The sequence below is a fragment of the Candidatus Amarolinea aalborgensis genome (genome assembly GCF_900491745.1).
Taxonomy (GTDB): domain Bacteria; phylum Chloroflexota; class Anaerolineae; order SSC4; family Amarolineaceae; genus Amarolinea; species Amarolinea aalborgensis.
In genome coordinates this window covers 250446-277136 of sequence record NZ_UETR01000004.1, presented here as the reverse complement: position 1 = coordinate 277136, position 26691 = coordinate 250446, and the positions used below count along the sequence as shown (strand labels likewise).

The window sequence follows — 26691 nt, the reverse complement described above, 5'->3', positions numbered from 1 at the left end:
GGGCATCGGCGCTTGTTTGCGTTTATACAACCCCGGCGCTTTGACAACTTGCGTAACACAACACAATGCGCGAAGATTCGTTCAGTCTCAAGATGTTCAAGCCCCAGGAGGTCAACATGAGAATTGGACGCCCACTGTGGTTCGTTTGTTTGTTCGCGTGGCTCGTTGCCAGCGCGCCGATAACAGGGCAGAATAGCTTTCTGTCGCCGCATCAAGACCACGTCTTATTTGTGCCAGGCCTCATTCAGCGTTTCAGCCGCAACCCACAGTTCGTCGGCCACCTGGGCGGCGAGATGAACACCGTGGCGATCAGCGGTACGCTGGCATTCATGGGCATGGGCGCTTACCTGACCGTGATTGATGCATCTATCCCAATCAGCCCCACTCAAATCGGGCACGTCATGCCTTCTTCAGGTCTGGTTCAGGATGTTGCACTGGCGGGAGACTATGCCTACGTAGCCAGCGCCTGGGCAGGTCTGTATGTCATCTCGATCGCCACCCCGACCGCGCCGCTCGTGGTCGGCCACGCACCAGGCAATGCTGTGAACGTGACAGTCGTGGGAGATTATGCCTACGTGGCGGCTGGCGATGACGGCTTGCGCGTGATCTCGGTCGCCAACCCGACCGCGCCCGTCGAGGTTGGAATTTTTGACACGCTCGGCAATGCCATCGGTGTGGCCGTGGCAGGCCAATACGCTTATGTGACGGCCGAACGGGGAGGTTTCCGCATCCTCTCCATTGCTGACCCGACTGCGCCGGTGGAGATTGGTTCCATGTTTCCGCGGGGGGATGCCCAGGGCGTGGCGGTGGCAGGAGAATACGCCTACGTGGCAAGCGGGTATGGCGGCTTGAGCATCATTTCGATTGCCAACCCGGCCGCGCCGTACCAGGTGGGATTTTGCGACACGCCAAAATTTGCATGGGGCGTGGCTTTGGCAGGAGGGAACGCGTATGTTGCGGATTCGTTTAGCATGTTGCGCGTGATCTCGATTGCCGATCCAACCGCGCCCGTCGAAGTGGGTTCTGTCGCCACGCCGGACGGAACCAAAGATGTCGTGATGGCGGGAGAGTATGCCTATGTGACAAGCAGGCATGACGGCCTGAGCGTGGTTTCGACTGCCGATCCATCGGCTCCTGCTGAAATCGGGTTCCTCAGGGCGCCGGAGATGGTTCAAGACCTGGCCGTGGCAGGGCCAAATCTTTACACCGCCACCGGGTGGTTGGGCAACCTCAAGGTGATCTCTGTTGCTAACCCGGCGGCGCCGCGGGGAATCGGGGCTATCTCCGTACGCGCCGATGGTGTGACGCTGGCGGAACCATATCTCTACGCAACGACGGGCGATTTGGAAGTCGTTGCGATCGCCAATCCGGCCATTCCAGAAGGAGTCGGATTCTACAATACGCCAGGGCACACCACCAATACCGCTGTGGCCGGCGATTTGGTTTTTTTGGCCGACGGCTTCAATGGCCTGGAAATCGTACGATTCCCGCGCGACTCGACAGGACAAGCCTCAAGCGGCTCGAACTCGTTGACCCACGATGCAGCCGATCTGACAGCCGCCGTGGCGACAAAAGCTGCAGATGCCGCCCAGGAACCTGGGGCGCGCCTGTTCATGCCAACCATCAGCCAACGCTTCACCCGTAACCCTCAGTTCGTCGGCCACCTGGGAGACAACATTGATACCGTGACCATCAGCCATACCCTGGCTTTTGTCAACATGGGGCGACACCTGGCCGTGTTGGACATCTCGAATCCAGTCAACCCCCTTCTGATCGGGCAAACCGCCCCCTTTCCAGACAGTGTGCAAGATATCGAGGTGGCTGGAGAATATGCCTATGTCTTGATAGATCACCTTGGCCAGAGCGGGAGTATCCGTGTGATCTCGATCGCAGACCCAACTGCCCCAGTTGAAGTCGCTTCCTACGAAACCATGACAGGCGCTCCGGCCATGACCGTGGCCGGGCAATACCTCTATGTATTGTCCGACGACCTGTACGTGATCTCGATCGCTGACCCCGTTACTCCGGTGCAGGTGGGCGTCATCGCCCTTAATCATGGTCGGGATGTTGCCATAGCCGGCCCTTACGCTTACGTGGCGGATGGCGACGGTCTTCGCGTGTTCTCCATTGCCAACCCCGCTGCCCCAACCCAGGTCGGATTCTATGACACACGCGGGGGAGCGGGGAGCGTGGCCATCGCAGGGACATATGCCTATGTCACGGAGGTCGGCGCTTACTCCGCCCTGCGAGTGATCTCTATTGCGGACCCGACTCGACCGGTACAAATCGGGTACTGTGACGCTTTCTGGTACACTACTCGCATCACCCTGACGGAAGGTTATGCGTACGTGGCAGAGCCATTCCACGGCGTGCGCGTTTTTTCGATCGCGAATCCTGCCACGCCCACCGAAGTGTGGTTTTATTACACACCAGGCTATTCCAGGAATGTGACGGTGGCAGGGGAATATATCTACGTGGGCGATGGCCCTGAAGGCTTGCGCGTAGCCTCCCTGACAAACCCGGCTTTACCGGTGGAGGTTGGCGTTTATGATCCATTATCCTATGCCGCTGATGTAGTCGTAGTGGGAGAGTACGCCTATGTCGTTGGTGATGGTATGCACATCATCTCGATCGCCAACCCGAGGACGCCCGTGGAAGTCGGATCGTACAGCGCGGTGCGGAGTGTCTCTGCCGTTGCCATTGCCGGAGAGTATGCCTACCTGACAACTTTGTGGCCGACCGGCCTGAGCGTCATCTCCATCGCCGATCCGACCGCGCCGGTCAAAGTCGGATTCTACGAGACGCCCGCCTATGGGGGCGATGTGGCGGTGGCAGAAGACTATGTCTTTGTGGCAGATGGGATATACGGCGTGCGTGTCATCTCGGTTGCCAATCCGGCCGCGCCCGTGGAGGTCGGGTTCTATGACACGTACGATGCCAAGAACGTGGCCGTTGAGGGCAATCTGATCTTTGTCGCTGACGAGAAGAATGGACTGCTCGTCCTACGCTTGGACGACGCCTGGAATGTGGAGTGATCGGAGGTCCAATTCTGCGCGCGCCGACTCTCTTGCCCCCCAAACTTCTGCCTTGCCCGCTCCTATGCTATACTCAAGGGTAATCAGCCATGTGAGCGTTGATTCAATTGATTCAAAGGAGATTCAAAAGAATGAAGTCAGTAGAGGCATTACTCGAAAAGCTCAATATCCAAGAGACCAATTTCGGCGCGTGCTCCGGCCCCGACGGCTGGATCGAAGATCGCGGCGGACGCGAACTGGTATCCTACAACCCAACCAACGGCCAGCCGCTGGCGAAGGTCATTCAGGCTACGCCGGCCGCCTACCAAACGCTGATGACGCGGGCCAATCAGGCGTTCGAGACGTGGCGTTCGTGGCCCGCGCCGCGCCGGGGTCAGGTGATCCGTGACCTCGGCTACGCGCTGCGTGAATTGAAGGAGCCTCTGGGCGAATTGGTCAGCCTGGAAATGGGCAAGATTCGCGTCGAGGGCATGGGCGAAGTGCAGGAGATGATTGACATCTGCGAATTCGCCACCGGCCTCTCGCGCCAGCTCTACGGCCTCGTGATCGCCTCGGAGCGGCCGCGGCACCGCATGATGGAACAATGGCACCCGCTCGGCATCGTCGGCGTGATCAGCGCCTTCAATTTCCCAGTCGCGGTTTGGAGTTGGAACACCGCGATCGCCGCGGCCGCCGGCGATTGTGTGGTGTGGAAGCCCTCGTCCGATGTGCCGCTGTGCGCAGTGGCCGTGCAGCACATCACCAACCGCGTGGCCGCCGATTATGGCCTGGACGGCGTTTTCAATCTGCTGATCGGTCGTGGCTCCGAAGTGGGCGAACTCATGCTCAACGACCCGCGTATGCCGCTGATCTCCTTCACCGGCTCCACCAGCATGGGACGCCACGTCTCGGAGGTCATCGCCCGCCGCTTTGGCCGCAGCATCCTGGAACTGGGCGGCAACAACGCCATCATCGTCACACCGCATGCCGACTTGGACATGGCGACGCGCGCCATTCTCTTTGGCGCGGTGGGTACGGCAGGTCAGCGATGCACCTCCACGCGACGCATCATCGTGCAGCGCGAGGTCGCGGCCGAATTGACTAATCGCCTGGTCAAGGCCTACCAGCAGGTGCGCATCGGCGACCCGCTGGCCGAAGGAACCCTGATGGGGCCGCTGGTCAACCAGGGCGGCGTAGATGACATGATGGCCGCGCTAGAACGTGTGCGCGCCGAGGGCGGGGAGATCCTCACTGGCGGCGGCCGCCTGCCAGACAAGGGCGCCTTGTTCGTCGAGCCGACCATCGTCAAGATGTCTACGCAAACCGACATCGTCAAGGAAGAGACGTTTGCGCCGATTCTGTACATCCTGGAATACGACACGCTGGCCGAAGCGATGGCCCTACACAACGGTGTGCCGCAGGGCTTGTCGAGCAGTATCTTCTCCACCAACATGCTGGAGATCGAAACCTTCCTGTCGGCAGCCGGCTCCGACTGTGGCATCGCCAACGTCAACATTGGCACCTCGGGCGCGGAGATCGGCGGCGCCTTCGGCGGCGAAAAGGAAACCGGCGGCGGCCGTGAGTCCGGCTCCGACATCTGGAAGTACTACATGCGCCGTCAAACCAACACCATCAACTACTCAACCGAGCTGCCCCTGGCGCAGGGCATCAAGTTCGGGGATTGATGCCTGCTTGGTCGGTCATACGAACGCCAGCGTCGCCCCACGTGCTCGTTGATCACGCGGCTGACACCCCTCGCAAAAGGCAATAGGAGACACTGCTATGGCCGGTTATGGAATTCGCGACATAGACACGAAAGCGATCATAAGAATATGCCAAGAGCACGACATCAGCAAGATTGGTATTTTCGGCTCGATGGCGCGAGGCGAAGCCAATGACCAAAGTGACATAGACTTGCTGATTGAGTTCTCCAAACGTAAAAGCCTGCTAACAGTAATAGCCCTGGAACGTCAATTGTCAACGATGCTCGGTCGCAAGATTGACCTACTGACCGAAGCGGCCATTAGCCCATACCTTCGTGATCGTATCAAACAAGAAACGCAGATCATCTATGAAGCGCGATGACGTGATTTACCTGGTGCGTGATGAAATTTACCCGCAGGAGGATTCATCTTGACGAATACCCCCAAACTCCTTGCCGGGCCACGCGATCTGCTGCGAGTCGTCAGGGACGCGATAGTTCAATTACAAACACAGATAACCTGGAAGCCAGGAAAGGCAGTCGAGCATGTTCGCACCAGAATTCGATATGGACATCTGCCATCGAATGCAACTCTGGCCGACTATGAAACAATCATTGGGGCCATCGTTCAAGATGTTGGAGCGCAGGTCTATGTCTATCATTGGCGCCAGAACATCTATCCAACTGTTGCCGGGGCTTTCCAAGGCCAAACATGGCTTGTGATGTTTGGCCCTGGAGGTGTCATGGAGACTGCTTTTCCACCCGAAGATGCGGACCAATACCTGTCTGATCGTCGGTTTCAGTATTTGGGAGTCTTGGGGGAGTTACTCCATGAATAGGCTATTACAGCGATATTTGATTGCGGTTGAATCGCCAGCAGTGAGTGGTTTCGAGCATCTTGACATGCTGATGCTGCGAGATAAACTGGTAGAGCAGAATGAACAGTTTACCGCCCGTGAGCGAGCGATGCTTGTGGCGGCGGATCGTCGCTTGTTCGAACAAGCAAGTGCGTTCGATGCTGCACTCAGCCAGGTTACCAGCCTGGCATATGAACGTTTGCAGCGAAATCCGCCGCCGTCACATTGGTGGTGGTATCTTGATGTGGTGGCGGGTGTGCCGAAAGCCGTACAGCGCGCCAGTCGTCGGATTTCACCCCCGGCGAGCCTTGGGCTTGCCAGATAGGAAAGACCGGTAATGAGTCGTGGCCCACGACCCTGGATTCGCCAGGTTGTGGATCGGGCCTTGTGTGAGTTTGCCCCCAGGCTGACCACCAGCAGCGGAGCATGGGGTCGGGCGATCTGGGTGCTCCGCGGGCCGTGGGTCTCGATGATCGCGTCATTCACGACGCCGCCAAGGTTATCGCCTACTTCAACCACATCACCCGCAGCGCCGATGCCCTGGGCGTCGAACCGGAGAGCTTCATCCCACCCTGGGGAAAGCCAGATCAAGCCCATGCGTCACCATGATCGAACTTAGCGACCTGCTCAACACCACCAACGGCCAGTTGCACGGTCCGGCGTTTGTCACGCACTTCGCCGACTTTGCCTTTGACACGCGTACCCTGGGCGGCCAGTCAGCCGATCCAGGTCCGCTCTTTGTCGCAATCAAGACCGAAACCGGCGACGGCCACGATTTCATCGAGCAAGCGTGGCAGCGCGGCGCGGCCGGCATCCTGTGCGAACAGGCGCCTGCCCGCCCCTTGCCCATCACCTGCGTCATGGTGCCTGACACGCGCCAGGCCCTCCTGGCCTATGCCAGCGCCATCTGTCGCCAGCATCCGTTGGAAGTGATTGCCGTGACCGGCTCCAGCGGCAAGACGACGGCCAAAGAGCTGATCGCGGCGGCGTTGACCGGCGGCAACCCCGACGCGGCCGACAGCCCCGTCTTCCGCAACCCCGGCAGCTTCAACGGCCGCTTCGGGCTGCCGATTGCCCTGGGCCGCGTGCAGCCCTGGCAACGGCTGGCCGTGCTGGAACTGGCCGCGGATGAATTCGGCGAGATCGAACTGCTGGCGCAGGTGGTCCGCCCCCAGGTCGGCCTGATCACCGCCATCCATGAGAGTCACCTCGACGTGTTTGGCACCCTCGACACCATCGCGCAGGAAAAAGGCGCACTGCTGAGCGCCCTGCCGGCGGACGGCCTCGCCCTGCTCAACGCGGATGATGCGCGCGTGCTGGCGCTGGCTGCACGCAGCGCCGCGCGCGTGTTGACCGTGGGGACGAGCGTCGCAGCCGACGTGCACGCCACGGTGCGCGTGGCCACGCCAATCGCCGCCGCTGTCCCGACCGGCGTTGGCGGACCAAATCGCCCTCTCGCCGGCGAGGTAAACGTGACCTTCAGCCCTGCTGCCCATGCCTGCCTGCCCGGCCCACTCCCCGCGGCGATTCGTTTACCGGTGCGCCTCCTGGGCGCCCATCAGTTGCCCCTGGTGCTGGCCGCCCTGACCATAGGCCTCTTCTATGGCCGGCCGTTGGACTCCGTCGTCGCCGCGCTGGCCGCGATGGAACCGCTGCCGGGGCGCTTGCGGCCGCTGCCTGGCCTGGCCAGCTCCACCCTTCTGGATGATTCGGCCAATGCCAACCCCGCCTCCACGCAAGCGGCCTTGCAAACCCTGGCCGGGGTGGCCGGGCCGCGCTGGGCCATCCTGGGCGATATCGGCGACCTGGGCGAACGGGAGGTCGAGGCGCACCGTCGTTTGGGCGCGCAAGCGGCCGGCGTCGTCCAACAGCTCATCGCCATCAGCGACCGCAGCCGGCACCTGGCTGAGGCCGCCGCCGAAGCCGGCCTGCCGGCTGCCGCCATCTTTCACACCTACAGCAAGCCCGAAGCCGCCCGGCATGTGCAGACCATGCTGGCGGCGCTCAGCGCGCAGCCTGACGCGCCGCGGCCGGTCATCCTGATCAAAGGCGGACGCGCCATGCGCCTGGAGGAAGTCGCCGCCAGCTTATTGGCGCCTGAGGCAGCGCCGCATGCCGCGGCGCTGCTCGTGCGCCAGGATGCGGGCTGGCGGCAGGTGCGCCTGGCGCGGCCCGATCGGCCAACCTGGCTGGAAGTTGACCTGGACGCCATTGCCGGCAATCTCGGCATTTTGCAGCAAATCGTGGGGCCGCAGGTCGGCATCTGCGCGGTGCTCAAAGCCGACGGCTATGGTCATGGCGCGGTGCGCGTCGCGCGGACGGTCTTGAACAACGGCGCGCGCCTGTTGGCGGTCGCCTGCCTGGCCGAAGCGATCACCCTGCGCCGCGCCGGCATTGCCGCTCCGATTCTGATCCTGGGCTACACGCCGCCCTGGCAAGCGCGCGAAGTGGTGCTCAACCAGGTCACGCCGACCGTCTTTGATCTCGATTTTGCCCAGGCCCTGCAGCGAGCGGTCGCCGCGCTGGGCGCGGGCCGCACCTTGTCAAGCCGCTTGGGCAGCACGCTGAGCGCGGCTGCGCCCGGTTTCCCGCTGCATCTCAAGGTGGATACCGGCATGGCGCGCCTCGGCCTGACGCCCGACGCGGTGATGCCGTTTGTCGAGGTCCTGCGCAGCCTGCCCGATCTGTTTGTCGAAGGGATTTTCACGCACTTTGCCACCGCCGACAGCGCGGATCAGACGTATCTGCGCTGGCAGCTGGACCGCTTTCAAACGCTGCTCGATCAACTCACCACCATGGGACGCCGGCCGCCGTTTGCCCACGCAGCCAATTCCGCGGCGACGCTGGCCTTGCCAGCCAGCCATCTTGACCTGGTGCGGCCGGGCATTGCGCTCTATGGCCTGCAACCCGGCGCAGATGTGCCTTTGCCGGCGGGGATGCGACCCGCGCTGCACTGGAAAAGCACAGTCGCCCAGGTGAAACGTCTGCCGCCTGGCGCCTTCGTTAGCTACGGCGCCGCCTACCAGACCGAACGTGAGCAAACCATCGCCGTGGCGCCGGTGGGCTACGCCGACGGCTTCCGCCGCGCGCCTTTCACCTGGCCGCCAGTGCTGGTGCGCGGCCAGCGCGCGCCCATCGTCGGGCGGGTCACGATGGATCAAACCATGCTCGATGTGACGCACATTCCCGGCGTGCGCGCCGGCGACGAGGTCGTGCTGATCGGTCGCCAGGGTGCGCAAGAAGTCACGGTGGACGACGTTGCCGCGGCGCTCGGCACCATCAACTACGAAGTGGTGAGCGAAATCCTGGCCCGTGTTCCGCGTGTGGTCTGAGGCGACCTGGCCGCGGACCGTGTCTTTAATCGAGCGTCCAGCGTTGTGCGTTATACGCGAAGCCCATCATGCCGGGCGACGGGTTGAAATTCTGCACACGCGTGCGGTAGGCGCTGATGAGCAGACGGTTGTAGAGAACGACGCGCGGCAGTTCGGCGCTGACCAGGGCAGCGGCCTGGCAGTAAATGGCCCGGCGCTGGTCCAGCTCAGGTGCGACGGCCGCGTCGGCCAGCAGCGCATCAAAATCCCGGTTGATCCAGCGGCTGTAGTTGGAGCCAGAACCTTTATTGGCCGCGGTGGGGATGCTCGCCGCAGCGAAGTTCTCGGCCAGGTAGCGGCCTGGATCGGCCAGCGAGGGACTGCTGGTGAACTGAAGGACGTCGAAACGCCCATGTTTGCGCAGGCCATCCCGGCCCCAAGAGGCGAACAGCACGTCCGCCGGGACGTTCTCCATGTGCAGATCCACGCCGATGGCCTTCATCATCTCCACGATGAGCGCCTGGGCCTGCTGGCGCAGCGGATCGTCCGCGGTGGTCTGATATCTGAGGCGCAGCTTGACGCTCTCCTTGAGGCGAATGCCGTCCGGCCCTGGCAGCCACCCGGCCGCTTCCAATAACTGGCGGGCTTTGTCCGGGTTGAACTCGCTCACGGGTTGCGCACATGCGGCCCAACCGCGGTTGAGAACACTGGCGGCCGGCTCAGCTTTCCCATCCAGGAGCACGTCCGCCAGGCGCTGCTTGTCCAGGCCAAGCTGGATAGCCTGGCGCACGCGCAGGTCAGCCAGCAGCGGATGCGGATGCTTGAGTGGGTCGGCCGGCGCGTCAACGGTTGGATCGGCCAGGTTCAAAATGAGAGACTCGGTTTCACCGCTCGCCAGCGCCGAGTAGCGCACACCGTCCTGCGCCAGCGCGTCGAGCGCGTTCAGGTCAGACTCGGTCATCCCCCATAGGATGTCAATGTCGCCGGTTTCGATAAGCTGCAGGCCGTCCGCACGGCTGGGGATGATCCTCAGCACAATCTGATCCACGCCCACCTGGCCGCGGTAGGCTGGGTTCTTCACCAGGGTGATGCTGGCGCCCGCACTCCATTCCTTGAGCAGAAAAGGCCCGGTGCCCACGGGCATGCGGTTGTAAGCCCATGCGGTCATGTCGGCCGGGTCGCCGCTGCTCGCGGGCAATACGACGGGAAAAAGCGTCAGAAAAGGCGCATACAGCCGGCTGAATTTCAGCACAGCCGTGTGGGCATCGGGGCACGTGACGGACTCGATGTTCTCATAGCCAGCGGTGCGGGCGCCGCGGTCGAGATCAGCCGCCGCTTTCCAGGTGAAAACGACATCCGCGCACGTGAAGTCGTTGCCATTCGACCATTTCACCCCCTGGCGCAGATGGTAAGTGACGGTCAAACCATCAGCCGACACGCCGCCGTTGGCGAGGCTGGGAATTTCGGTCGCCAGCACGGGGACGAACTGCGCCTCGTCATCCTGCGCAACCAGGCCCTCGACCACCAGCATCGCGACTGCATCGGCAACCGCTTGGGTTGACAGCAGGACGTTGAGATGCTCCGGTTCTTGCGGGACGCCAATGACCACCGACCCAGCGGACGGCGCCGCGGCGGTAGACGCGGCCGCGGCTTGAGCGGCCGTGGGGGTCGGAGTGGGCAACGGGGACTGCGGAGGGACAGGCGACGCGCCGCTGCAGGCGGTCAACACGAACGCCGCGATCACCAATGCGGCGCTGAGACGATAGACAACAGATGGACGGATTAGCATCTCTCCTCCGAGAAACGACGGTGGATCCTCGCTTGATCTCCCGCGCATCATACGAGGACGAGCCAGGAAAGTCAAGTTAGCCGCGTCGCGGGGCGCAACAGCACAGCCTGCAGCGGCGTCAATGACATTGCCGGTCATTGCGGGATCGTGTATAATGACGCGTGCTTGTTTCGGCTGCAGGCCGCATGATGACCAACGAAAGGTAAGCATGGCGATCATTCTGCTGGTGGTTGCGAAGCGAAGCGACTCTCTGGCCGCGGTGTGGCGAATTTTGACCGCTCACAAGATCCAGGTCGTTCACGCCAATTCGCAGTCAAACGCCTATTCCACCATCCAAGACCACCATCCGGACTTTCTCCTGTTGGATGGCGCTGCCACGCGCCTGGTGACGCGCCGATTTGTGGAGCGCGTGCGTTTGCTGGCGCCCGAAGCCGGGCTGATCGGCATCATGGCCGCGGCCTGGCCGCTGGCCGATATGATGGATGAGTTGGTGGACGCTCCGATCCTCGCGCGGCATGTTCTGCAGTGTATGCCTGCAGCCAAGCAAAAACGCAGTACGCATATCCTGATTGCCAGCCCACTGAAACTCGACATCGTGAGTCGCCACCTGTGGATTGGCGAGCAGGAGCATCACCTCACGCCCAAACAGAGCCTCCTGCTTGAAATGTTCATGCGCCGCCCAAACGAGACGATTACGCGGCGAGAACTGATGGAACGGGTGTGGGACACAGCCTACCTGGGCGACACGCGCACGCTGGACGTCCACATCCGCTGGCTGCGTGAGAAGATCGAAGAAACGCCGGGATCACCAAAGCTGCTGATCACTGTCCGCGGCAGCGGCTACTGCCTAACCGGCGCGTAAGAAACCCGACTTCTGATAGAAGTCGGGTTCGTGATGCGCCTCACTTGCCCTTGAACTGAGCCGGGCGGCGCTGCAGCATGGCCTGCACGCCTTCGCCAAAATCCTGTGTGGCGATCAGTTGACTCTGCGCCCAACCTTCCAGGGCCAGACCGCGCGGTGTGTCGTACATGCCGTTCAACAACCGCTTCGACATGCCCACGGCCAACGGCGCGCACTGGACAATCTCCTCAACCAATCCGTTGACCTCTGCCTCAAGGAGATCCACGGGCGCCACGCGATTGACCAGACCCCAGCTTTCGGCTTGCGCAGCATCAATTTGACGGCCCGTGAATATCAGCTCCTTCGCCCGCGCCAAACCTACCACCTGCGCCAAGCGCGTCGAACCGCCGACATCCGGCACAATACCCAGACGGGTTTCTGGCAGCCCCATCTGCGTGCCGGCCGCTGCAATGCGCAGATCGCAGGCCAGGGCGAGTTCTAACCCCAAGCCCAGGGCGAAACCGTGCATGACGGCAATGGTAGGCAGTTCGACCTGCGCCAGGCTGTTCAGCAGCGCCTGGAATTCCTCTGTAATCTCGCGCATGTGACGTTGCCAGTCCGGGCCATAGGCGGTTGATAGTTCAAGAAAAGCGTTGAGGTCAATGCCCGCGGAAAAGCCCTTGCCGCTGCCGCGCACAAGGATGGCGCGCACACCGGCGGTCCGGCGCGCTTGGGCCACTGCGACCGGCAGCGCCCTCAGCATTGCCCAATTCAGGGCGTTACGTTTGTCCGCGCGATTCAGAATGATCTCAACGGTATGCTCACCCTGGCGGGTCAGAATCAGCTCTTCTGTCATGTTAGTTACCTTCGGACGTGTGATCGCGGGGTGCATATGCGGCCGAGGGCGCAGCCGCCTCATCGAGAAACCAGGTAGGTGGGTGCATGGGCTTCACTCGCGCCACGGGGTAGATGCGCGCAGCCTGGTCGGCGTCTTGCTGAATCATCTGAATCAGCGGACGTTTGGCGGCGCCGGTCGCCAACAGGAATACACGCCGGGCCTGATTGATCAGCGGCAGCGTCATAGTGACGCGGTGAGTCACGCTGTACGTTGCCGGCGCCTGCGCCGCCGCCACCCAATGCTGCGTTTCATTCAACACTGGAGAACCTGGAAATAACGAGGCGGTATGTCCGTCCTCGCCCATGCCCAGCAGGAGCAAGTCGAATGCCAACGTTGACCCCAACCCGACTTTGTGTGCAAAACGGCGTAATTCCTGTTCATAGGCGACTGCCAGCGCGGCCGCATCCTTCTCATCAGCCACATTTTCACCGCTGATCCGATGAACGTTTTCGTAGGGAATGCGCACCGCCGAGATGAGCGCATCGAACGCCATATGAAAATTGCTATCGGGGTGCATGGAGGGCACACAGCGTTCATCACCCCAGAAAAGATGAATCTGTTCCCAGGGCAGGCGGCGGGCGTAGTGTTCGGCCAAATGACGGTACAGCCGCTGCGGGGTGCTGCCGCCGCTGAGAACGAGGGTAAAAAGACCGGCTTCAGCCACGGTTTGATTGATCAGGCTTACGATCGCGGCCGCGGCCGCGGCGCTCATTTCCTCGATGGTGGGGAATACCAAAAAGTGCGCCGGCTCAGCGTTAGTCATCACGCACCTGGTTGTGCAGAGGCTGATCGGGCCGCGCGCTGATGCGAAGGCCGTCGGCGCCAGCAACGATCAGATCGGTGGCCAGGCCGATGAACAGCCCATGCTCCACGATGCCTGCACGCGCAGCCAACAGACCGGACAGATGGGCAGGCTGAGCGATCGGGCCAAAGGCGCAGTCGAGGATCAGGTTGCCCTGGTCGGTATAGTACAACTCGCCCTGTGGATTGCGGCGCACCGTCACCTGCGCGCCCAACTGCTCCAGGTAACGCACCTGCGCGCCGGCGCCAAATGGCGTCACTTCCACTGGCAAAGCAAAGTTCGTGCCCAGGGCTGGCGAGAGCTTGCTGGCGTCTACGACGATGATTTCACGACGACTGGCCTGGGCCACGATTTTTTCTCGCAGCAGCGCCCCGCCTCCGCCCTTGATCAGGTTGAACGCGGGATCCACCTCATCCGCGCCGTCAATGGTCACATCAACCACGGGGCGCTCATCCAGGGTGGTCAGCGGTATCCCCAGGCGTTCAGCCTCGGCGGCCGTCGCCAGGGAGCAGGGAACGCCGACAATGTCACGCAGGTCTCCCTGGCGCAGGCGTTCGGCCAGGCGGCGAACAGCAAAGATCGCCGTGCTGCCAACCCCCAGGCCTACGACCATGCCTGACTCCACGAAATCCACGGCCCTCTCGGCTGCCTGTTGTTTGAGTTGTGCTACATCCATCGCTTGAATCACCTCCTGCTGATCATCAGGCGGCCCCAAAAGTCGAACGCCACTGGCGGCCGTCGCGGGCCATGAACGCATCCGCCTCGGCCGGCCCCCAGGTGCCGGCTTCGTAGAAGCTCAGCGGCGGCGCCTGCGGCGAGGCCCAGGCCGCAATGATCGGATCAATCAAGCGCCAGGCCTGCTCGATTTCGTCGCTGCGGGTGAACAGCGAGGCGTCGCCGGCCAGGGCATCGAGCAGCAGGCGCTCATACGCGTCCGGCAGCGGACCGTTGCCAAACGAGGAGCGAAAATAGAACTCCATGTCCACGGGACGCGTTTCCTGCACGGAGTCCGGCACCTTGGCCTCGAAGCGCAGGTGCATGCCTTCGTTGGGCTGCAAGCTGATCGAGAGCAGGTTGGAGTGCAGCACGCGTTCCGCCGGAAAATTGAACATGAGATGCGGCGGCCGCTGGAACTGAATAATGATCTCCGACACTTTCTCTGGCAGCACCTTGCCCGAACGCAGGTAGAACGGCACGCCCTGCCAACGCCAGTTGTCAATGTACAACTGGAGCGCAGCGTACGTGGGCGTCTGCGAGGCGCGGGCCACACCTGGCGCGTCGCGGTAGGTGCGGTATTGGCCGCGCACCGTGCGGCTGGCCACGTTCTCGCGCGAGATCGGCCGCACGGCAGCCAGCACCTTCACCTTCTCGTTGCGCACGGCATCCGCGTTGAACGAAGCCGGCGGTTCCATCCCAATCAGCGTTAGTAGCTGCAGCAGATGGTTCTGGAACATGTCGCGCAGCACACCAGCCTCGTCATAGTAGCCGGCCCGATGCCCCACATCCACGCTTTCGGCCACTGTGATTTGCACGTTGTCAATGTAGTTGCGGTTCCACAGCGGCTCAAAGATGGTGTTGGCGAAACGGAAGAAAAGGATGTTCTGCGCTGTCTCTTTGCCCAGGTAATGATCAATGCGGTAGACCTGCTCCTCACGAAAGACCGAGTGCAGCACATCATTCAACTGTTTGGCTGAAGCCAGGTCATGACCAAAGGGTTTCTCGATGACAATGCGCCGCCAGGCGTCGGTCTCTTCGGCCATGTGAATGGCGCCCAGGTGCGTGACCGCAGGGATGTAATACTCTGGCGCGGTTGCCAGGTAGTAAAGGCGGTTTGCAGGTCCACCCTCAAGCTCGTTCAGGGCCTGGTTCAGGGTCGCATAATCGGCCTCGCTGTCAAGATTGCCCTGGCAGTACGACACGCTGGCCACGAAGCTCTGCCAGGTTCCCTCATCATAGGCCTCAGGCTCGTAGCTGTGCATGCCTTCCAGCAGATGCGCCCGAAAATCATCGTCGTTCCACGGACGGCGGGCGAAGCCGACAATGCGCAGACCAGCGGGCAGCCGCGTTTTGCGGAACTGGCTGTAGAGCGCCGGAATCAACTTGCGCTCAGTCAAGTCACCGGAGGCGCCAAAGATCACGAGCGTCGTGGGCAGCGAATTGTTCATAGATAGAGCCTCTATTTTATTTCATGACGGAAATCTTCAGCGCGCGGCGCCGTTGCCAGGCAGTAACGGCTGCTGCTTCCAGCGGCGAAAGAGCTGCAAAAGCTCATCCCTGGCGGACGGCTCCAGGGAAGCCTCCGTCAGTCTGCCCAACACCTGAATCGTGCGCTGCATCTGCGCCAGGTAAGCCGTACAATGACGACATATCGCTAAATGGGCTTGAAAGCGCGCCTGGTCAGACGGCGACAGCGCGCCTTCCAAATAGTCAGTCACCAGTTCAACCAATTCCTGACAGGTCAATTCATGGGCGGCCATGGCCAGTGTCTTCAACTTCGATCCCCCCTCGTTCCTCCCAGGTATTGCTCCAGCGCGTGACGGGCTTTGGAACGGGCGCGATGGAGCAGCACACGTTGATTGGTCTCACTGAGGTTCAACGCGTTACAGACTTCATCGGCGCTCCATCCTTCGATGTCACGCAAGGAGATCACCTGGCGCTGCTGTGGAGGCAGCTGGTCAATGGCCTGGAGAAGGACAGCGCGCAGCTCTTGGGATAGAAAGCGTTCTTCAGGAATTTCGTCCCACGTGCGCGGCGGCTGCAGCCAGTGACCGGGCCAGCGCGCGTGGGACGCAGGCAGAAAGCGCTCCGGCTCGACCGCAGGATCATCGGCCTCACTGTCGGTAAACGCAAAATTGGAGAAGGGAATGGAACGGTGCTCACGCTGGCCGCGGGTCTGCGCGCGGTTCATCAAGATACGGAAGAGCCAGGTCTTCAGCGACGACCGCCCTTCGAAGCGTTGAATCCCTTGCAGCACGCCGAGCCAGGTTTCCTGCACCACTTCCTCGGCGACTGCACGACTGGAAACGTACAGGAGCGCCGTCCGTATCAGGGCGTTGTGGTAGTGATCGAGCAGGTAGCTGAAAGCCGCTTCGTCGCCGGCGCGCAAGGCCTCGACAAGCTGCATATCATTGATGAAATCAGGCATTCAGCCCTCAGCTCTGTGAACCCGTGTGGGCGCATTGTCACATCAAACGACCACCGGGCGCCGCGGTCAAACGCAGCACCGGGCGGTCGCTTGATTTGCAGGCTATGGTTCCTAGCGGCGAACGGCCATGCGTCCCATGACCCACTTGGCGGCCAGGATGAAAACGAGCGCGCCAATGAAAGTCTGAATGACATAGACACCGTAGAGCGACAACCCCCACTGGCCCAGGACCAGCTGGCCGATGATCCCGCCGATGAAACCAACCACAATGTTGCCCAACCAGCCGTAGGGCAGCTGGGTCTTCGAGATCATTTCAACGACAGCCACAATCACGATGGTGACAAGCAGTGCACCAATCCAACCACACAACATAAGGATCCCTCCTCTCGCGCGCAGGTCTACAGGGGTTAGCGAAGGCGGGCCGCGAGGCCCACAACGCCAAGCAGGAGCGGAATGGCGAGCGCCATGCCGCCGCAGCCGATGCAACCCTTCTTGGCCATCACTTCATTGGGCGCGTAGTAGCGCTTCTTCGGGGCTTGATCGTCGGCCGGGGCCTGTGCGGTGAGCGGCGGCGACGCAGGCACTGAACTCACGGGCCGCTCCGGCTGTGCGGGCACAGCGGCCGGCTGCTGCGGCTGATCATCGGCAGCGCTGCGCGAGCCAAAGGCTCCGCCCAAATCACCGGCGTCGCCGGATGATTGAGCCGACGACTTCTCGCGTGAGCCAAACTGATCACGCAAACTGTTGTTGTCAGGCATAGCATTTTTCTCCTTCGTGCATATGATCTATTCCGGCTTCTTTACTCAGACAAGCCAGAACCCAATGACTCACACAAAGGCACAGAGACGCAAACCAATTCCTTCGTGTCTTTGTGGCTTTGCGTGAGAATTTCTTGCATTCGTGGCAGATAACTGCCCTAGACAGCCGCGCCCACGCAAGTATGTGATTATTATAGGACATGCCATCACAAAAAGCAAGCGATATGATGATAAAATGATAAACGCTCGCTACACCGGCTCAATGCAGACCGGGCTGTCGTTGGTTGGCGAATTGACGGCGCGCGAGACGGCGTACAGATTCATCGCGTCGGCCGGATACGACACCAGCAGCGGCGCCAGGTCGGCAGGCGCTTGCGGTTCAGGGTCAAGCCAGCGCTCGTAGGCATCCGGCGCCAAGATGACGGGCATGCGATCGTGCAGCGCTGCGACCAGGCTGTTCGGCCCGGTGGTGATGATGGTGCACGTAGGCAACGCCACACCGTCGGGAGTCTGCCAGACTTCCCAGAGGCCGGCCAAGGCAAACGGCTGGCCTGAACGCAGATGGATGAAAAATGGGGTCTTGCCGCCGCCGTCCTTGCGCCACTCGTAAAAACCGTCGGCCAGGATCAGACAGCGCCGCTTGCGCAGGGCGGTGCGAAAAGAGGGCTTCTCGGCCAGGGTTTCGGCGCGCGCGTTGATCATGCGGCTGCCGATGCTCGGGTCTTTGGCCCACGAAGGAATCAGACCCCATTGAAACAACTCCAGCCGGCGCTCGGTGTGGTTGGCGATAACCGCCACCGCTTGCGTGGGCGCGATATTGTAGCGCGGGGCCAGGTTGACGGGAACCGCGGGCAGGTCGAATTCAGCCTGAATCGTTTCTGGAGATGCGAAAAGAGTAAAACGTCCGCACATGGCATACTCCTGGGGGAAAGTTTTGGAGAAGTCGGGTTTCTTGCAGAAACCCGCGGCTCCTGGGATTGTACGACGGTTTGACGGAGATGGCAAGACGTGCGTTTGGACCGAGCCGCATTCCAGCAGTTCCCTAGTGTGGAAATGGCCCTGTATGGCTGCCCATTCGGTTTTTGACTACAGTTGGCGTTCCTGGTCGCTTTCGATCATGATTGACAGCGGTAGTTTGCTCTGCTAGAATTCGGCAGCGGTCATTTGCGTAGTAGATGAAAGGAACCAGACCATGAGTGAACGCATTGCCATCGTGATGAGTGGGGGTGGGTCGAAGGGCGCGTTTCAGGTGGGCGCGCTCAAGCGGATATACGAAGCCGGCATTCGGCCTCAGATCGTCTGCGGCACCTCGGTCGGCGCGCTGAACGGCGCCAAGCTGGCCGAAGGCACACCAACGGTGATCCAGGAGTTGGAAGGGTTGTGGCGTTCGCTGCAGAAAAACGCCGATGTCCTGACCTGGAGCCCAACCTTCCAGGATTTATTCAAGTCGCTGGGACGTTTGGCGCATCGGGAGGTCAATGATCTGGATGACTTGCAAGCGCTGCAAGGCGCGCTGGAACAGGCCTTGATTCGGCGCCTGGCGATTTTGATCGGCACGGGGGTGGCGGCGCCGGGGATTTTTGGCGCGCTGCTGCAAGTGATTCAGCTGCTCGGGCTGCGCCGCCGCGTGGTGGATGTCGTGCAGGCGTTCAGCGGCGCCCTGGGGGGTGAATCGCTCTTTGTCACTGATCCCCTCAAAGCCAAAATCTTGCAGTACCTGGATGTCAGCAAGGTCGTTACCTCTGGCATTGAGCTGCGCGTGACCGGCGTGGATTTTCAGACCGGCGAGCTGGTGCTCATGGATCAGAATCATCCCGATCTCACGGAAGCAATCCTGGCTTCCAGCGTGCAGCCGGTGTTCATGGAGCCGCGTCATCCGTTGGCGGCGGCGCGTGATCACCAGGTGTATGACGGCGGCGTGCGGGAGATCACGCCCTTGCAGGCCGCGGCCGACCTGGGCGCAGACCATGTCTACATGATCCTGGCCGGTTCGCTGAAAACACCGCAGGTGGGACCGATCAAGGGCATCTTCCCCATCATCATGCGCACGATTGATATTTTCACCAGCGAGATTGCACGCAACGACATCCACATTCAGCAGGAAGTCAACCGTCTGGCTGCGTTGGGACGCGACATCGAAGAGGCAATGCCGCCCACGCGCGACGTGGATGATCCAGTCATGCGCGGCGTGCGCACCCTGCAAGAACGCCCTGTCCTCAACCGTCAGCCAGTCAACTTGACCGTCATTGAGCCAACGTTCGATCCCTTCGATGGTTCACTCGACTTTGACCCAGTCAAAATCGCGCAGAGCATTGCGCACGGCTATGAACTAACGGGCCAAATTCTGGGGAATGGTACGTCGTAAGACAGAGCGGACAGCCAGATCAGCCTGACAGGGCGGCGTATTATGAGGGGCGCATGAGCCACGCGCCCCTTTTGTGTTGGCTGATGCGAAGCGTTAGCGGCGCCAGGCCATCTTCTCAAAAAACCACACCGGCAGCACATCGGCATCGGTGACCTTGCGCAGGTTGGCGCCGGTGGGGCGCACCGCGTAGATGGCCCATTTGCCCTCGCGATCCGAGCGGAAGGCAATCCAACCGCCATCGGGCGACCAGATGGGCAGGCCGTCGCTCGTCGGGTTGTCGGTCAGGCGCACTTTATTGCTGCCGTCCATGTTGACCACGTAAATCTCGAAATTGCCATCGTCCTTGGAGATGTAAGCCAGGCGCTTGCCGTCGGGACTCCAGGCCGGCTGGCCGTCGCTGCCGCCAGTGGTGACCCGCTGCTGCGCGCCGGTATCGGCGTCGGTCAGGTAAATGCCGCACGCGCCGCCGTTGCACGCGCGATGCGCAATCCAGTTGCTCTTAGGCGACCAGGCCGGATATTCGCCGTTGATCAGGCGGCGTAAGCCGCTGCCGTCAGCATTGAGGATGTACACATCCCTGCCGTCGCCTGCGCTCAGGCGGCTGCCATCCGGCGACCATGACGGGTAAGCGCCGCCGAGTATGACGAGGCGCTCGCCGGTGTAGTCGGCGTTCATCACCCAGATGCCTGTGCCTGTTGCGCCGCCGATGGGCGGCCACAGGTAATAGGCCACTTGCTTGTAGTTCGTCGAGTAGGCTACTTCCGTGCGCCAGTCGAACAGCTTGCGCGCCTGGGCCTTGCCGAAGTTGTATTCCCACAACTCCCAGCGCCCTGCGCTCATGTTTGCCACCGAGTAGAGCAAAACTCCGCTGGGCGATCCGCCGCCGGCGGCGGCCGGGTTGGGCGTCGCAGTGGGCGGCGGCGGCGGAATGTCCTTCACCACGGTAATGTCAGCAACGGCGCCTTCGGTCGTGACTGACTTGGCTTGCACCCAGGCCTTGTCCTTTTTTGCGCCGACGCAGCAGATTTGCCACCAGGTGCCATCAGCCGTCTTGCCAACGATTTCAAACTTCTCTCCGCCTTTGGCGGCAAGAAGCGCTGGGTAGGCTGTGCCTGGGCCGCTGCGCAAATTCAAGCCCTTGGCCCCAATCACCGCCTGCGGCGGCGCTGGTGTGGCCGTGGGCGTTGCGGTGGGTGGAACAGGCGTCGCCGTGGGTGGAATCGGGGTAGGAGTTGGTGGAATGGGTGTCGGTGTCGGCGGAACGGGCGTCGCCGTAGGCGGCGCTGGCGTGTCCGTCGGCGGGACCGGGGTATCGGTGGGCCGGACTGGCGTATCCGTCGGCGCCAGCGTAGGCGGCGCCACGGGCGCGGATGGGCACGCAGTCAACACGATAGTCAAGAGGAGAAGGACACAAACAACGAGCGACCTGCGTAACATACTGAACCTCCAATGGCAGAATGACAGGGTCAATGGCCGTCGGGCCATCACTCCGTTGGAGCGCTATGGTCGCCACAGGAGAGGACGGGTCACCTGTAGGGGCCGGATAGCGGGGTCCATCCTGGGTCAGGTGCAGGGGGCTGCACGGGTTTTTCTAACTCAATAGTACATCGCCGCCATGAAAACAAGATGAACACCAGGCATGGTCAGCATGACGATTTGTTCATGCGAACGATGCGGGCGTCGGCAGATTTGCCGAGCTTGCCGGGTCTCTTTATCAACGATTTCTGAAAGATCCGCGGTAAGCATGGGAAGAAAGGAGGTTCGTAGTCCAGATTAGAATACCTTACGCCATTCAAAGCCCTGGTACGCTTCGGTGAAGCCCAGGCTGTCATACAAGCGATTCGCGGGGATCATGTCGCCGGTGTCTACGGTCACCGAGCGCGCGCCCAACGCGCGCAGGCGGTGCAAGCCCGTCAGCATGAGCGCCTGGGCCAGGCCCCTGCGTTGGTGATCGGGATGCGTGCATACCGGCTCGAAGATGCCGCGCTGGTTGGTTTCGTCGTAGGGAATGCCGACATACGCGGCAAACGCGCCGTCTGGCGCTTCGGCGACCAGGTCGAGCTCAGGCCGGAAGCATGGGGCCAATCGTGCAAACATATGGTACTCCGCGGCGTTGTGAAAATCACGCCGGAACGCCGCGTTGAGCAGATCGGCCATGCGCTGGCAATCGGCCATGTCTGCCGGCCGCGTGGCGCGCAACTTGTAGCCCGCGGCCAGAACCGGCTGCGGCAGCGGCTGTGCACCCAGGCGCATATGGCGCAACATGCCATAGTAGGGCGTCTTCGTGTAACCGCGTGCCTGCAAAAGCCGCTGCCGGTGAGCATCGTACTCCAGCACGTAGAAGGCAAGCTGGCGTTGACCATCGCGGATGGGCGCTGCCAGGTGATCCTCGGCCCATTCGATCATGGTCTCTTCGATGTGGCGATAGTCAGGATGCACCTGCAGATAGGCATCTCCCACGCCCTCCGGGTTGACAGCGCCGACAAGTTCGCCCTGCTCATTTTCCCATAAGCAAGCCCGCCGCCCATTCAGGCCCAGGCTCCCGCGGGTTGTAGAAATACTGACCGTCCCAGCGCCGCACATCCCAGTTGAGGCCCATCGGCGTCAACGGCGCAGTTTCGACCAGGAACTGACGCACGCGCCAGAAGTCCGCTTGCCAGGCATCCTCATGGCCCTGCAGCGGCCGCGCAGTGATCTGCTGCGTTGACTGAGTCATAGATCGTGTTTTCCTTTCCGCCTTTGGCTCTCCGGTGATGTGGCCCGCGCGCCCTTCGCCCTGAACAGGCAGGTTGAATCGTTTTCCACTGCCCTACGAGTACGGGTTCCCGCTCCTTCACGGCCGACCAGATGCGCAAGGCGGCGCGGACCGGCCGCGGGCTGGGAAGGCAAGCTCAGGCTAACAGCGATACCAGCGGCGAAGCAGACGATAGATGAAACCGCCGCGTCCTCGCCATCGGTCGCACTTCACCTGGATATCTTCATTACTAGGACCGAAGATGACGCTGTCCTGGTTGTCCCTGCCCACAACGGCATAGAGACGATAGCCTGCCGCAGCGCTGCCGGCCACGGCCAGATAGACGTCGCGCTGCTGCTGTTTGGCAGCGGTCAGGGTGGCAACACCACGGACAGAGACAATATTGAACGGCAGGCGTTCACCCTCAGCGCCTTCGGCCCAGGCGATTAGTTCGGCGACGGGCTTGAGGTCGGGTTTTGTGCGCTGAAGTTTGCTTACATCGGTAGAAGCGTTTGGCGCCACCACGTTCAGTTGGTCAAAGACTGCATTCTGGCTGATGGTTTCGCCCACCACCAGCAGGGTGTAGCCCACTTTGTCCTTACTCCGCCCCAGCCAGAGCACGACCGGCGCATCGCTTGGGATCGTAGTGCGCAAATCATCAACCGAGTTGTACAAAAACACGCCGTCAGCAGCAGCGCTGATTGGAAATTCGACGCGGACTTCCGGCGCGTAAAGCCCAAACTCATGGCTGAGTTCCAGGCTAACCGTCGCACGCCTGTCTTCTTGCGGCAGGCAGAGGGTCTGACCGACCCGCAGCCAGTAGGGCGAGTGCAGGCGATTGATCTGGGCGAGCGCCTGCACGCTGACGCCTTTGGCGCGGGCGATGGCGGAAAGCGTGTCGCCTGGTTGAACCGTATAGACCGCGGCGCAGCCTCCAGCCTGGGTGGAGGCGGGGAAGGTCAGAACCAGCCACGCCAGCGTAACGAGCGCCGCAGCAAGCAGGAGGCGAGTAAAGATCGAACGAACTGACGCAGGCATAGAAGTATCCTCCCGTAAGAAGCGCCTCAGGGCAAAGCCGTCATTGTGGCCGTGAAGGCGCCGGCTCCCCGCACGAGCACGCCATAGTAGCCGGGCGCCAGAGGCGCGTTCGAAGTGACGCGGGTGTTGCCATTGGCTGGAGTGGTGTCCTGCTGGCGCACGTTCAGTTCCAACGACCAAAGCACCAGCGCCTGACTTGACGGGCTGCTGAGCTCAATCTGCACGGTGCTCCTGGTCAACAAGTAGAAGGGGAGCACGCAGGCATCGGGCGGAACCGGCATAGGCGGCAGGGGTATGGTAATAACGGCGGGTTGCGTGGGCTGGACGCGCGGAATGTCCGCCAAGGCCACGGGTTGCTGGGTGTCCTGCGGGCTAAAGGCGGCCCCATTATGTTCCCACAGGCCGTGCAGGACACTGCCAGCTCTCAAGCCGCCGTTCGTCTTGGCGAGCGCGGTCAATGCGGCCTGTGCCGGCAGATCGCCGGGCAATTTCTGCCATGCCCACCCGCCATTTGTCTTGTCGCCAACGAAGACGCCCGTGGTGGCGCCGACGCAGAGGCGCAGAGGCGGCCCGGCAATCACGGCCAAGCTGAGGATGGCGCCATGGTCAAATTGACCTGGCGCGGCCACCTGGGACTGCGTGATATTGTCTCCCGCATCCAGTTCACATTGCCACAGCCCGACCGTGCCCGTGCCGACGAACACTTCTTTCTCATGCGCGGCGACGCAGAGAACGAAGTCTGTCCATTCGTGCTGCAACTCCACGTTGAGCCAGCCAGTATCGGTGGCGGGTCTGCGCACTTGCAGGGCGGTGAGACCTGCCACATAATAAACCTCTTGACCGGCGGCGTCCAGACCAACGTCAACGTCGAGCGCCAGGTCGGAATAGGGTGTGGAAGGCGAGGCTGCGGACGGATTGGCCTCCACCCAGGCCAGCAGTGGGTTTGCCGTGTCGGCCATCCATAAGCCGTGTGTTGTAGCTGCGAAAATCTTGCCATTGCGTGCGGCCAAAGCCAGTGGCCGCGCTCTATTTGGCAGCTCTCCGGCCTCTTCCCAGGATACTGAGCCATTCTGGTTCGTCTTGCGGCGATATACGCCGGCCGCCGTAGCAGCGTAAATGGTCGCGCCGTCGGCCAGCAGATCGGTGACGCCGGGCAAGGGGTGACCGACCTCATCGGCTTCTGCGGTCCAGACGCCATTGGCCGCCAGGCGATTGACGCCATCGGCCGTGCCCACAAGCCAGTCCGTACCGACTTGCGCCAGCGCCTGGATGCGCGGTTCGGCGACCAGGCCGCGAGAGGCAAACAAAGGCCGCAGGGCGTCGCTCAGGTAGGTGTCTGTTCGCCGCGCGGCGGCCTCGATGAAGCCCTCGGCAACGGCCTCGAAACTGGTCACCGTACCAACGGCGTGCACGTAGGCTTCCAAGGCCATTTGGTCAATGCGTGCGCTCAAGTCGCCGCCCAAGAGTTGGCGCACGTCCCACAAGGTGCGCGCCCACACCATGCCCGCGTCGTAGACGGCGAGGCCGCTGATGCGCGGTTGAGGGAAAAGCCAGGGCGCCGCCATGAGGTCTTCGCCCACCTTGCTGGCTTGATGATCGAGCGTCCACCGGTCTTGCCAATCCGCGGCGCGATAGGCGGCCGCGGCCCAGGGTTCAGGCGGGGTCAGGACTTGGCCGACACCCTCGGCGCGCGCAAAGTAGTTGGCATAGCCCTCGAGCAGCGAACGAGCGAAAGGCGGGACCTCAGGCTGGTTGGCATACGGCTCGGGGTTGAGCTGCCACATCAGGCCGTGGGTTACTTCGTGATACACCAACTCTGGGTCGTGCGCTGGCTCGAAAACCGGCTTGACGGCGCCATCCGGCAGCGTGACCCGCAGACCGTTGGCTCCCTGCTGACTCTGGAAGGTGATCAGTCGGGTGGCCGGGTTGAAGCCCATCTCCAGGTCAGGGCCGGGCAGATTGACGACAGCCGTGAGCCGCCGCGCAGCATCGTGCAGGCGACCGGCGTCCGCGCCAAGCTGGATGAAGTGGGCGCGCAGACGATCGCCGTGGATCGCAACGTTGGAGGCGTCGAAGCGCGGGCCTGTGGTATCAGCAATGGGCCAATTGATGGGCGTATGCTGACCGTTGGCCTGACGCTGAGCGAGATCCATGAAATCTGTGCACGGGTTGGCAGTCAGATTTTGGCTGATACTGGGGCTCCTGCCGGCCGCCGCTTCAGCCGATGATCCATAAGCCCTGGCATGGCAAGTCAAGTTGCGGGGTAAGCCGAGCGGTTCGCCGCGGACGGCGTCAATAAAGAGACTCCAGGTGATGGCGTCGTCGGGCGAGGTGAGCCAGATTTCGTAGGCCAGGCGGAAATCGCTGCGGAAGGGTAGGATGACGAGCGTAGAGCCATAATAGGGGTGGGCCTGAGCCGCCCATGCTGGGGATTGAGGCAGTTGTAGATCGTCAGCCCAACGTTTCATCTCAGCCAGAGCGTTGTCTTCTGCTATGTTTTCCGGTTGCGGAACGCCGAGATCTAGTCCAGCGGGCACAGGTAGATAGGTGCAGGTCAGTGAAGCGCGATGGTCATCCTGCGCGGTATGAACGGTAATCTGTGCGCCGTAGACAGGCAGGTTCTGGTGCATCTGCTGATGGCGCACATGATAGCTTGGTTGTTGGGGAGTGATGAGGGCAGGGGCCGCTGCCTTGCCCAAGGTACGCGCGCGGCGGAGGCGTTGGGTGGCGGCGTTATCGTCGTCGAGCGGCTGGTAAAGCGCCACAATGTCCACCTTATCGGGTGCGGTCTCGAACAAGGCTTTGTCGTATGTTTGCGCAAACATGGCCTTAGCCAGCCGGTCGTTGGCCATGATGCTGTTCAGTGCGTCTTTGCGCGCCTCGTCCGCATTGGTGGGTGGATGTTCGATCCAGCAGCGTTGATAGAGGGGCAGTCCTGTGGCCGCGAAACGTTGAGAACGGTAGGGCCAGGCCAGACGACTGAACTTTGCCTGGCGGGCACCGTACTCGACCGAGTAGTTGCTGAGAGCCTGCCAGGCCATGCGCCGCTGTGCGAGCGGGGGCTGATAACCGCCCAGCCAGAATTTGGCGCGCACGGGCAGCGTCAGATCGCGCAGCAGACCGTCCACCCCACGGCGCGCCTGACCCCAGGCATTCCTCAGGATCTTCTGATAGGTAAGGCTGGTGGGATCATAGTCTGGGTTTTGGCGAGGGTCAATGAGCTTGAGCTGCGCTTCAAGCTCGGTCTGCAGACTGATGGGCAGGGAGGAAAGCAGACGCCGCAGGCTCTCCTGATCGTATTTGGGGTCTTGCCGGAGATCGCTGCCGGGGGACGGCATCTGGCTGCGAAGCGACCGCCAGCCGGGCGCGAAGCGGTCAGTGGGATAGAGATCAATGGAAGCAGGAATGCTGGACATGGTATACTCCTCCAAGAAACG

24 protein-coding genes are annotated in these 26691 nt (G+C 61.8%); 9 read left to right on the top strand and 15 right to left on the bottom strand.

All coding sequences use genetic code 11. The annotated features are described in order from the left end of the window. The first annotated feature begins 116 nt into the window (after positions 1-116). The 7 genes from ACPQ6D_RS07735 (at position 117) to alr (ending at position 8905) form a co-directional block, all read left to right on the top strand. Complete coding sequence (locus ACPQ6D_RS07735; protein ID WP_423223732.1) at positions 117-3035, top strand: LVIVD repeat-containing protein; 2919 nt, start codon at positions 117-119, stop codon at positions 3033-3035. Positions 3036-3166: 131 nt separating this feature from the next. Next, positions 3167-4699, top strand: a complete 1533-nt coding sequence (gene amaB / locus ACPQ6D_RS07730) for an L-piperidine-6-carboxylate dehydrogenase (protein ID WP_423223731.1) — start codon at positions 3167-3169, stop codon at positions 4697-4699. A gap of 97 nt (positions 4700-4796) precedes the next feature. Beyond that, the gene (locus tag ACPQ6D_RS07725; protein ID WP_423223730.1) at positions 4797-5099 is read left to right on the top strand and encodes a nucleotidyltransferase family protein; all 303 of its coding nucleotides are present in this window, start codon (positions 4797-4799) and stop codon (positions 5097-5099) included. A 48-nt stretch (positions 5100-5147) separates the two neighbouring features. Beyond that, on the top strand, positions 5148-5555 hold the full coding sequence (locus tag ACPQ6D_RS07720) for a hypothetical protein (protein ID WP_423223729.1): 408 nt from the start codon (positions 5148-5150) through the stop codon (positions 5553-5555). Continuing rightward, positions 5548-5898, top strand: a complete 351-nt coding sequence (locus tag ACPQ6D_RS07715; protein ID WP_423223728.1) for a hypothetical protein — start codon at positions 5548-5550, stop codon at positions 5896-5898. The genes ACPQ6D_RS07720 and ACPQ6D_RS07715 overlap by 8 nt, the downstream gene beginning before the upstream one ends. A 101-nt stretch (positions 5899-5999) precedes the next feature. After that, positions 6000-6182 (top strand): carboxymuconolactone decarboxylase family protein, encoded by a 183-nt coding sequence (locus tag ACPQ6D_RS07710; protein ID WP_423223727.1) that lies wholly within the window; start codon positions 6000-6002, stop codon positions 6180-6182. After that, on the top strand, positions 6179-8905 hold the full coding sequence (gene alr / locus ACPQ6D_RS07705) for an alanine racemase (protein ID WP_423223726.1): 2727 nt from the start codon (positions 6179-6181) through the stop codon (positions 8903-8905). Before ACPQ6D_RS07710 ends, alr begins: the two co-directional genes overlap by 4 nt. A gap of 25 nt (positions 8906-8930) precedes the next feature. On the opposite strand, the gene ACPQ6D_RS07700 is transcribed toward alr, so the two are convergent. Further along, entirely contained in the window at positions 8931-10673 is a 1743-nt protein-coding gene (locus ACPQ6D_RS07700) for a peptide ABC transporter substrate-binding protein (RefSeq protein ID WP_423223725.1), read from the bottom strand. A 208-nt stretch (positions 10674-10881) separates the two neighbouring features. Here ACPQ6D_RS07700 and ACPQ6D_RS07695 point away from each other — a divergent pair, with 208 nt between their 5' ends. Further along, on the top strand, positions 10882-11535 hold the full coding sequence (locus ACPQ6D_RS07695) for a winged helix-turn-helix transcriptional regulator (protein ID WP_423223724.1): 654 nt from the start codon (positions 10882-10884) through the stop codon (positions 11533-11535). A gap of 40 nt (positions 11536-11575) precedes the next feature. Here ACPQ6D_RS07695 and ACPQ6D_RS07690 read toward each other — a convergent pair whose 3' ends face one another. The 9 genes from ACPQ6D_RS07690 to ACPQ6D_RS07650 all read right to left on the bottom strand — a co-directional run bounded on the left by ACPQ6D_RS07690 (position 11576) and on the right by ACPQ6D_RS07650 (position 18029). Then, the gene (locus ACPQ6D_RS07690; RefSeq protein WP_423223723.1) at positions 11576-12370 is read right to left on the bottom strand and encodes an enoyl-CoA hydratase/isomerase family protein; all 795 of its coding nucleotides are present in this window, start codon (positions 12368-12370) and stop codon (positions 11576-11578) included. A gap of 1 nt (position 12371) precedes the next feature. Next, positions 12372-13175 (bottom strand): 6-phosphogluconolactonase, encoded by an 804-nt coding sequence (gene pgl, locus ACPQ6D_RS07685; RefSeq protein WP_423223722.1) that lies wholly within the window; start codon positions 13173-13175, stop codon positions 12372-12374. Next, positions 13168-13890: a ribose-5-phosphate isomerase RpiA gene (rpiA, locus tag ACPQ6D_RS07680; protein WP_423223721.1), complete on the bottom strand. Its 723-nt coding sequence runs from the start codon at positions 13888-13890 to the stop codon at positions 13168-13170. The genes pgl and rpiA overlap by 8 nt, the downstream gene beginning before the upstream one ends. Positions 13891-13915: 25 nt before the next feature. Further along, complete coding sequence (gene zwf / locus ACPQ6D_RS07675) at positions 13916-15379, bottom strand: glucose-6-phosphate dehydrogenase (protein WP_423223720.1); 1464 nt, start codon at positions 15377-15379, stop codon at positions 13916-13918. Positions 15380-15415: 36 nt separating this feature from the next. Further along, positions 15416-15706: an anti-sigma factor family protein gene (locus ACPQ6D_RS07670; RefSeq protein ID WP_423223719.1), complete on the bottom strand. Its 291-nt coding sequence runs from the start codon at positions 15704-15706 to the stop codon at positions 15416-15418. After that, positions 15703-16359 carry an RNA polymerase sigma factor gene (locus ACPQ6D_RS07665; RefSeq protein WP_423223718.1) on the bottom strand — a complete coding sequence of 219 codons (657 nt, stop codon included), beginning with the start codon at positions 16357-16359 and terminating at the stop codon, positions 15703-15705. Before ACPQ6D_RS07665 ends, ACPQ6D_RS07670 begins: the two co-directional genes overlap by 4 nt. A gap of 111 nt (positions 16360-16470) precedes the next feature. Next, positions 16471-16731 carry a GlsB/YeaQ/YmgE family stress response membrane protein gene (locus ACPQ6D_RS07660; RefSeq protein ID WP_423223717.1) on the bottom strand — a complete coding sequence of 87 codons (261 nt, stop codon included), beginning with the start codon at positions 16729-16731 and terminating at the stop codon, positions 16471-16473. 35 nt (positions 16732-16766) lie between these two features. Further along, a complete protein-coding gene (locus ACPQ6D_RS07655; protein ID WP_423223716.1) occupies positions 16767-17117 on the bottom strand; it encodes a hypothetical protein in 351 nt (116 codons plus the stop codon). 249 nt (positions 17118-17366) lie between these two features. Beyond that, complete coding sequence (locus ACPQ6D_RS07650; RefSeq protein WP_423223715.1) at positions 17367-18029, bottom strand: SOS response-associated peptidase; 663 nt, start codon at positions 18027-18029, stop codon at positions 17367-17369. 280 nt (positions 18030-18309) lie between these two features. Here ACPQ6D_RS07650 and ACPQ6D_RS07645 point away from each other — a divergent pair, with 280 nt between their 5' ends. Next, positions 18310-19482: a patatin-like phospholipase family protein gene (locus tag ACPQ6D_RS07645; RefSeq protein ID WP_423223714.1), complete on the top strand. Its 1173-nt coding sequence runs from the start codon at positions 18310-18312 to the stop codon at positions 19480-19482. Positions 19483-19575: 93 nt separating this feature from the next. On the opposite strand, the gene ACPQ6D_RS07640 is transcribed toward ACPQ6D_RS07645, so the two are convergent. The 5 genes from ACPQ6D_RS07640 to ACPQ6D_RS07620 form a co-directional block, all read right to left on the bottom strand. Next, positions 19576-20919, bottom strand: coding sequence for an SH3 domain-containing protein (locus ACPQ6D_RS07640; protein WP_423223713.1), 1344 nt, complete (start codon positions 20917-20919; stop codon positions 19576-19578). 336 nt (positions 20920-21255) lie between these two features. Beyond that, on the bottom strand, positions 21256-21942 hold the full coding sequence (locus ACPQ6D_RS07635) for a GNAT family N-acetyltransferase (RefSeq protein WP_423223712.1): 687 nt from the start codon (positions 21940-21942) through the stop codon (positions 21256-21258). A 37-nt stretch (positions 21943-21979) separates the two neighbouring features. After that, the gene (locus ACPQ6D_RS07630; protein WP_423223711.1) at positions 21980-22198 is read right to left on the bottom strand and encodes a hypothetical protein; all 219 of its coding nucleotides are present in this window, start codon (positions 22196-22198) and stop codon (positions 21980-21982) included. Between the two features lie 180 nt (positions 22199-22378). After that, positions 22379-23254 (bottom strand): LysM peptidoglycan-binding domain-containing protein, encoded by an 876-nt coding sequence (locus ACPQ6D_RS07625; RefSeq protein ID WP_423223710.1) that lies wholly within the window; start codon positions 23252-23254, stop codon positions 22379-22381. 26 nt (positions 23255-23280) lie between these two features. Beyond that, entirely contained in the window at positions 23281-26670 is a 3390-nt protein-coding gene (locus ACPQ6D_RS07620) for a hypothetical protein (RefSeq protein ID WP_423223709.1), read from the bottom strand. Positions 26671-26691: the final 21 nt, after the last annotated feature.

Coding starts and splice junctions, on each gene's coding strand:
- ACPQ6D_RS07735 (WP_423223732.1), top strand. CDS start 117: ATGAGAATTGGACGCCCACTGTGGTTCGTTTGTTTGTTCGCGTGGCTC.
- amaB (WP_423223731.1), top strand. CDS start 3,167: ATGAAGTCAGTAGAGGCATTACTCGAAAAGCTCAATATCCAAGAGACC.
- ACPQ6D_RS07725 (WP_423223730.1), top strand. CDS start 4,797: ATGGCCGGTTATGGAATTCGCGACATAGACACGAAAGCGATCATAAGA.
- ACPQ6D_RS07715 (WP_423223728.1), top strand. CDS start 5,548: ATGAATAGGCTATTACAGCGATATTTGATTGCGGTTGAATCGCCAGCA.
- ACPQ6D_RS07710 (WP_423223727.1), top strand. CDS start 6,000: ATGGGGTCGGGCGATCTGGGTGCTCCGCGGGCCGTGGGTCTCGATGAT.
- alr (WP_423223726.1), top strand. CDS start 6,179: ATGATCGAACTTAGCGACCTGCTCAACACCACCAACGGCCAGTTGCAC.
- ACPQ6D_RS07700 (WP_423223725.1), bottom strand. CDS start 10,673: ATGCTAATCCGTCCATCTGTTGTCTATCGTCTCAGCGCCGCATTGGTG.
- ACPQ6D_RS07695 (WP_423223724.1), top strand. CDS start 10,882: ATGGCGATCATTCTGCTGGTGGTTGCGAAGCGAAGCGACTCTCTGGCC.
- ACPQ6D_RS07690 (WP_423223723.1), bottom strand. CDS start 12,370: ATGACAGAAGAGCTGATTCTGACCCGCCAGGGTGAGCATACCGTTGAG.
- pgl (WP_423223722.1), bottom strand. CDS start 13,175: ATGACTAACGCTGAGCCGGCGCACTTTTTGGTATTCCCCACCATCGAG.
- rpiA (WP_423223721.1), bottom strand. CDS start 13,890: ATGGATGTAGCACAACTCAAACAACAGGCAGCCGAGAGGGCCGTGGAT.
- zwf (WP_423223720.1), bottom strand. CDS start 15,379: ATGAACAATTCGCTGCCCACGACGCTCGTGATCTTTGGCGCCTCCGGT.
- ACPQ6D_RS07665 (WP_423223718.1), bottom strand. CDS start 16,359: ATGCCTGATTTCATCAATGATATGCAGCTTGTCGAGGCCTTGCGCGCC.
- ACPQ6D_RS07660 (WP_423223717.1), bottom strand. CDS start 16,731: ATGTTGTGTGGTTGGATTGGTGCACTGCTTGTCACCATCGTGATTGTG.
- ACPQ6D_RS07655 (WP_423223716.1), bottom strand. CDS start 17,117: ATGCCTGACAACAACAGTTTGCGTGATCAGTTTGGCTCACGCGAGAAG.
- ACPQ6D_RS07650 (WP_423223715.1), bottom strand. CDS start 18,029: ATGTGCGGACGTTTTACTCTTTTCGCATCTCCAGAAACGATTCAGGCT.
- ACPQ6D_RS07645 (WP_423223714.1), top strand. CDS start 18,310: ATGAGTGAACGCATTGCCATCGTGATGAGTGGGGGTGGGTCGAAGGGC.
- ACPQ6D_RS07640 (WP_423223713.1), bottom strand. CDS start 20,919: ATGTTACGCAGGTCGCTCGTTGTTTGTGTCCTTCTCCTCTTGACTATC.
- ACPQ6D_RS07630 (WP_423223711.1), bottom strand. CDS start 22,198: ATGACTCAGTCAACGCAGCAGATCACTGCGCGGCCGCTGCAGGGCCAT.
- ACPQ6D_RS07625 (WP_423223710.1), bottom strand. CDS start 23,254: ATGCCTGCGTCAGTTCGTTCGATCTTTACTCGCCTCCTGCTTGCTGCG.
- ACPQ6D_RS07620 (WP_423223709.1), bottom strand. CDS start 26,670: ATGTCCAGCATTCCTGCTTCCATTGATCTCTATCCCACTGACCGCTTC.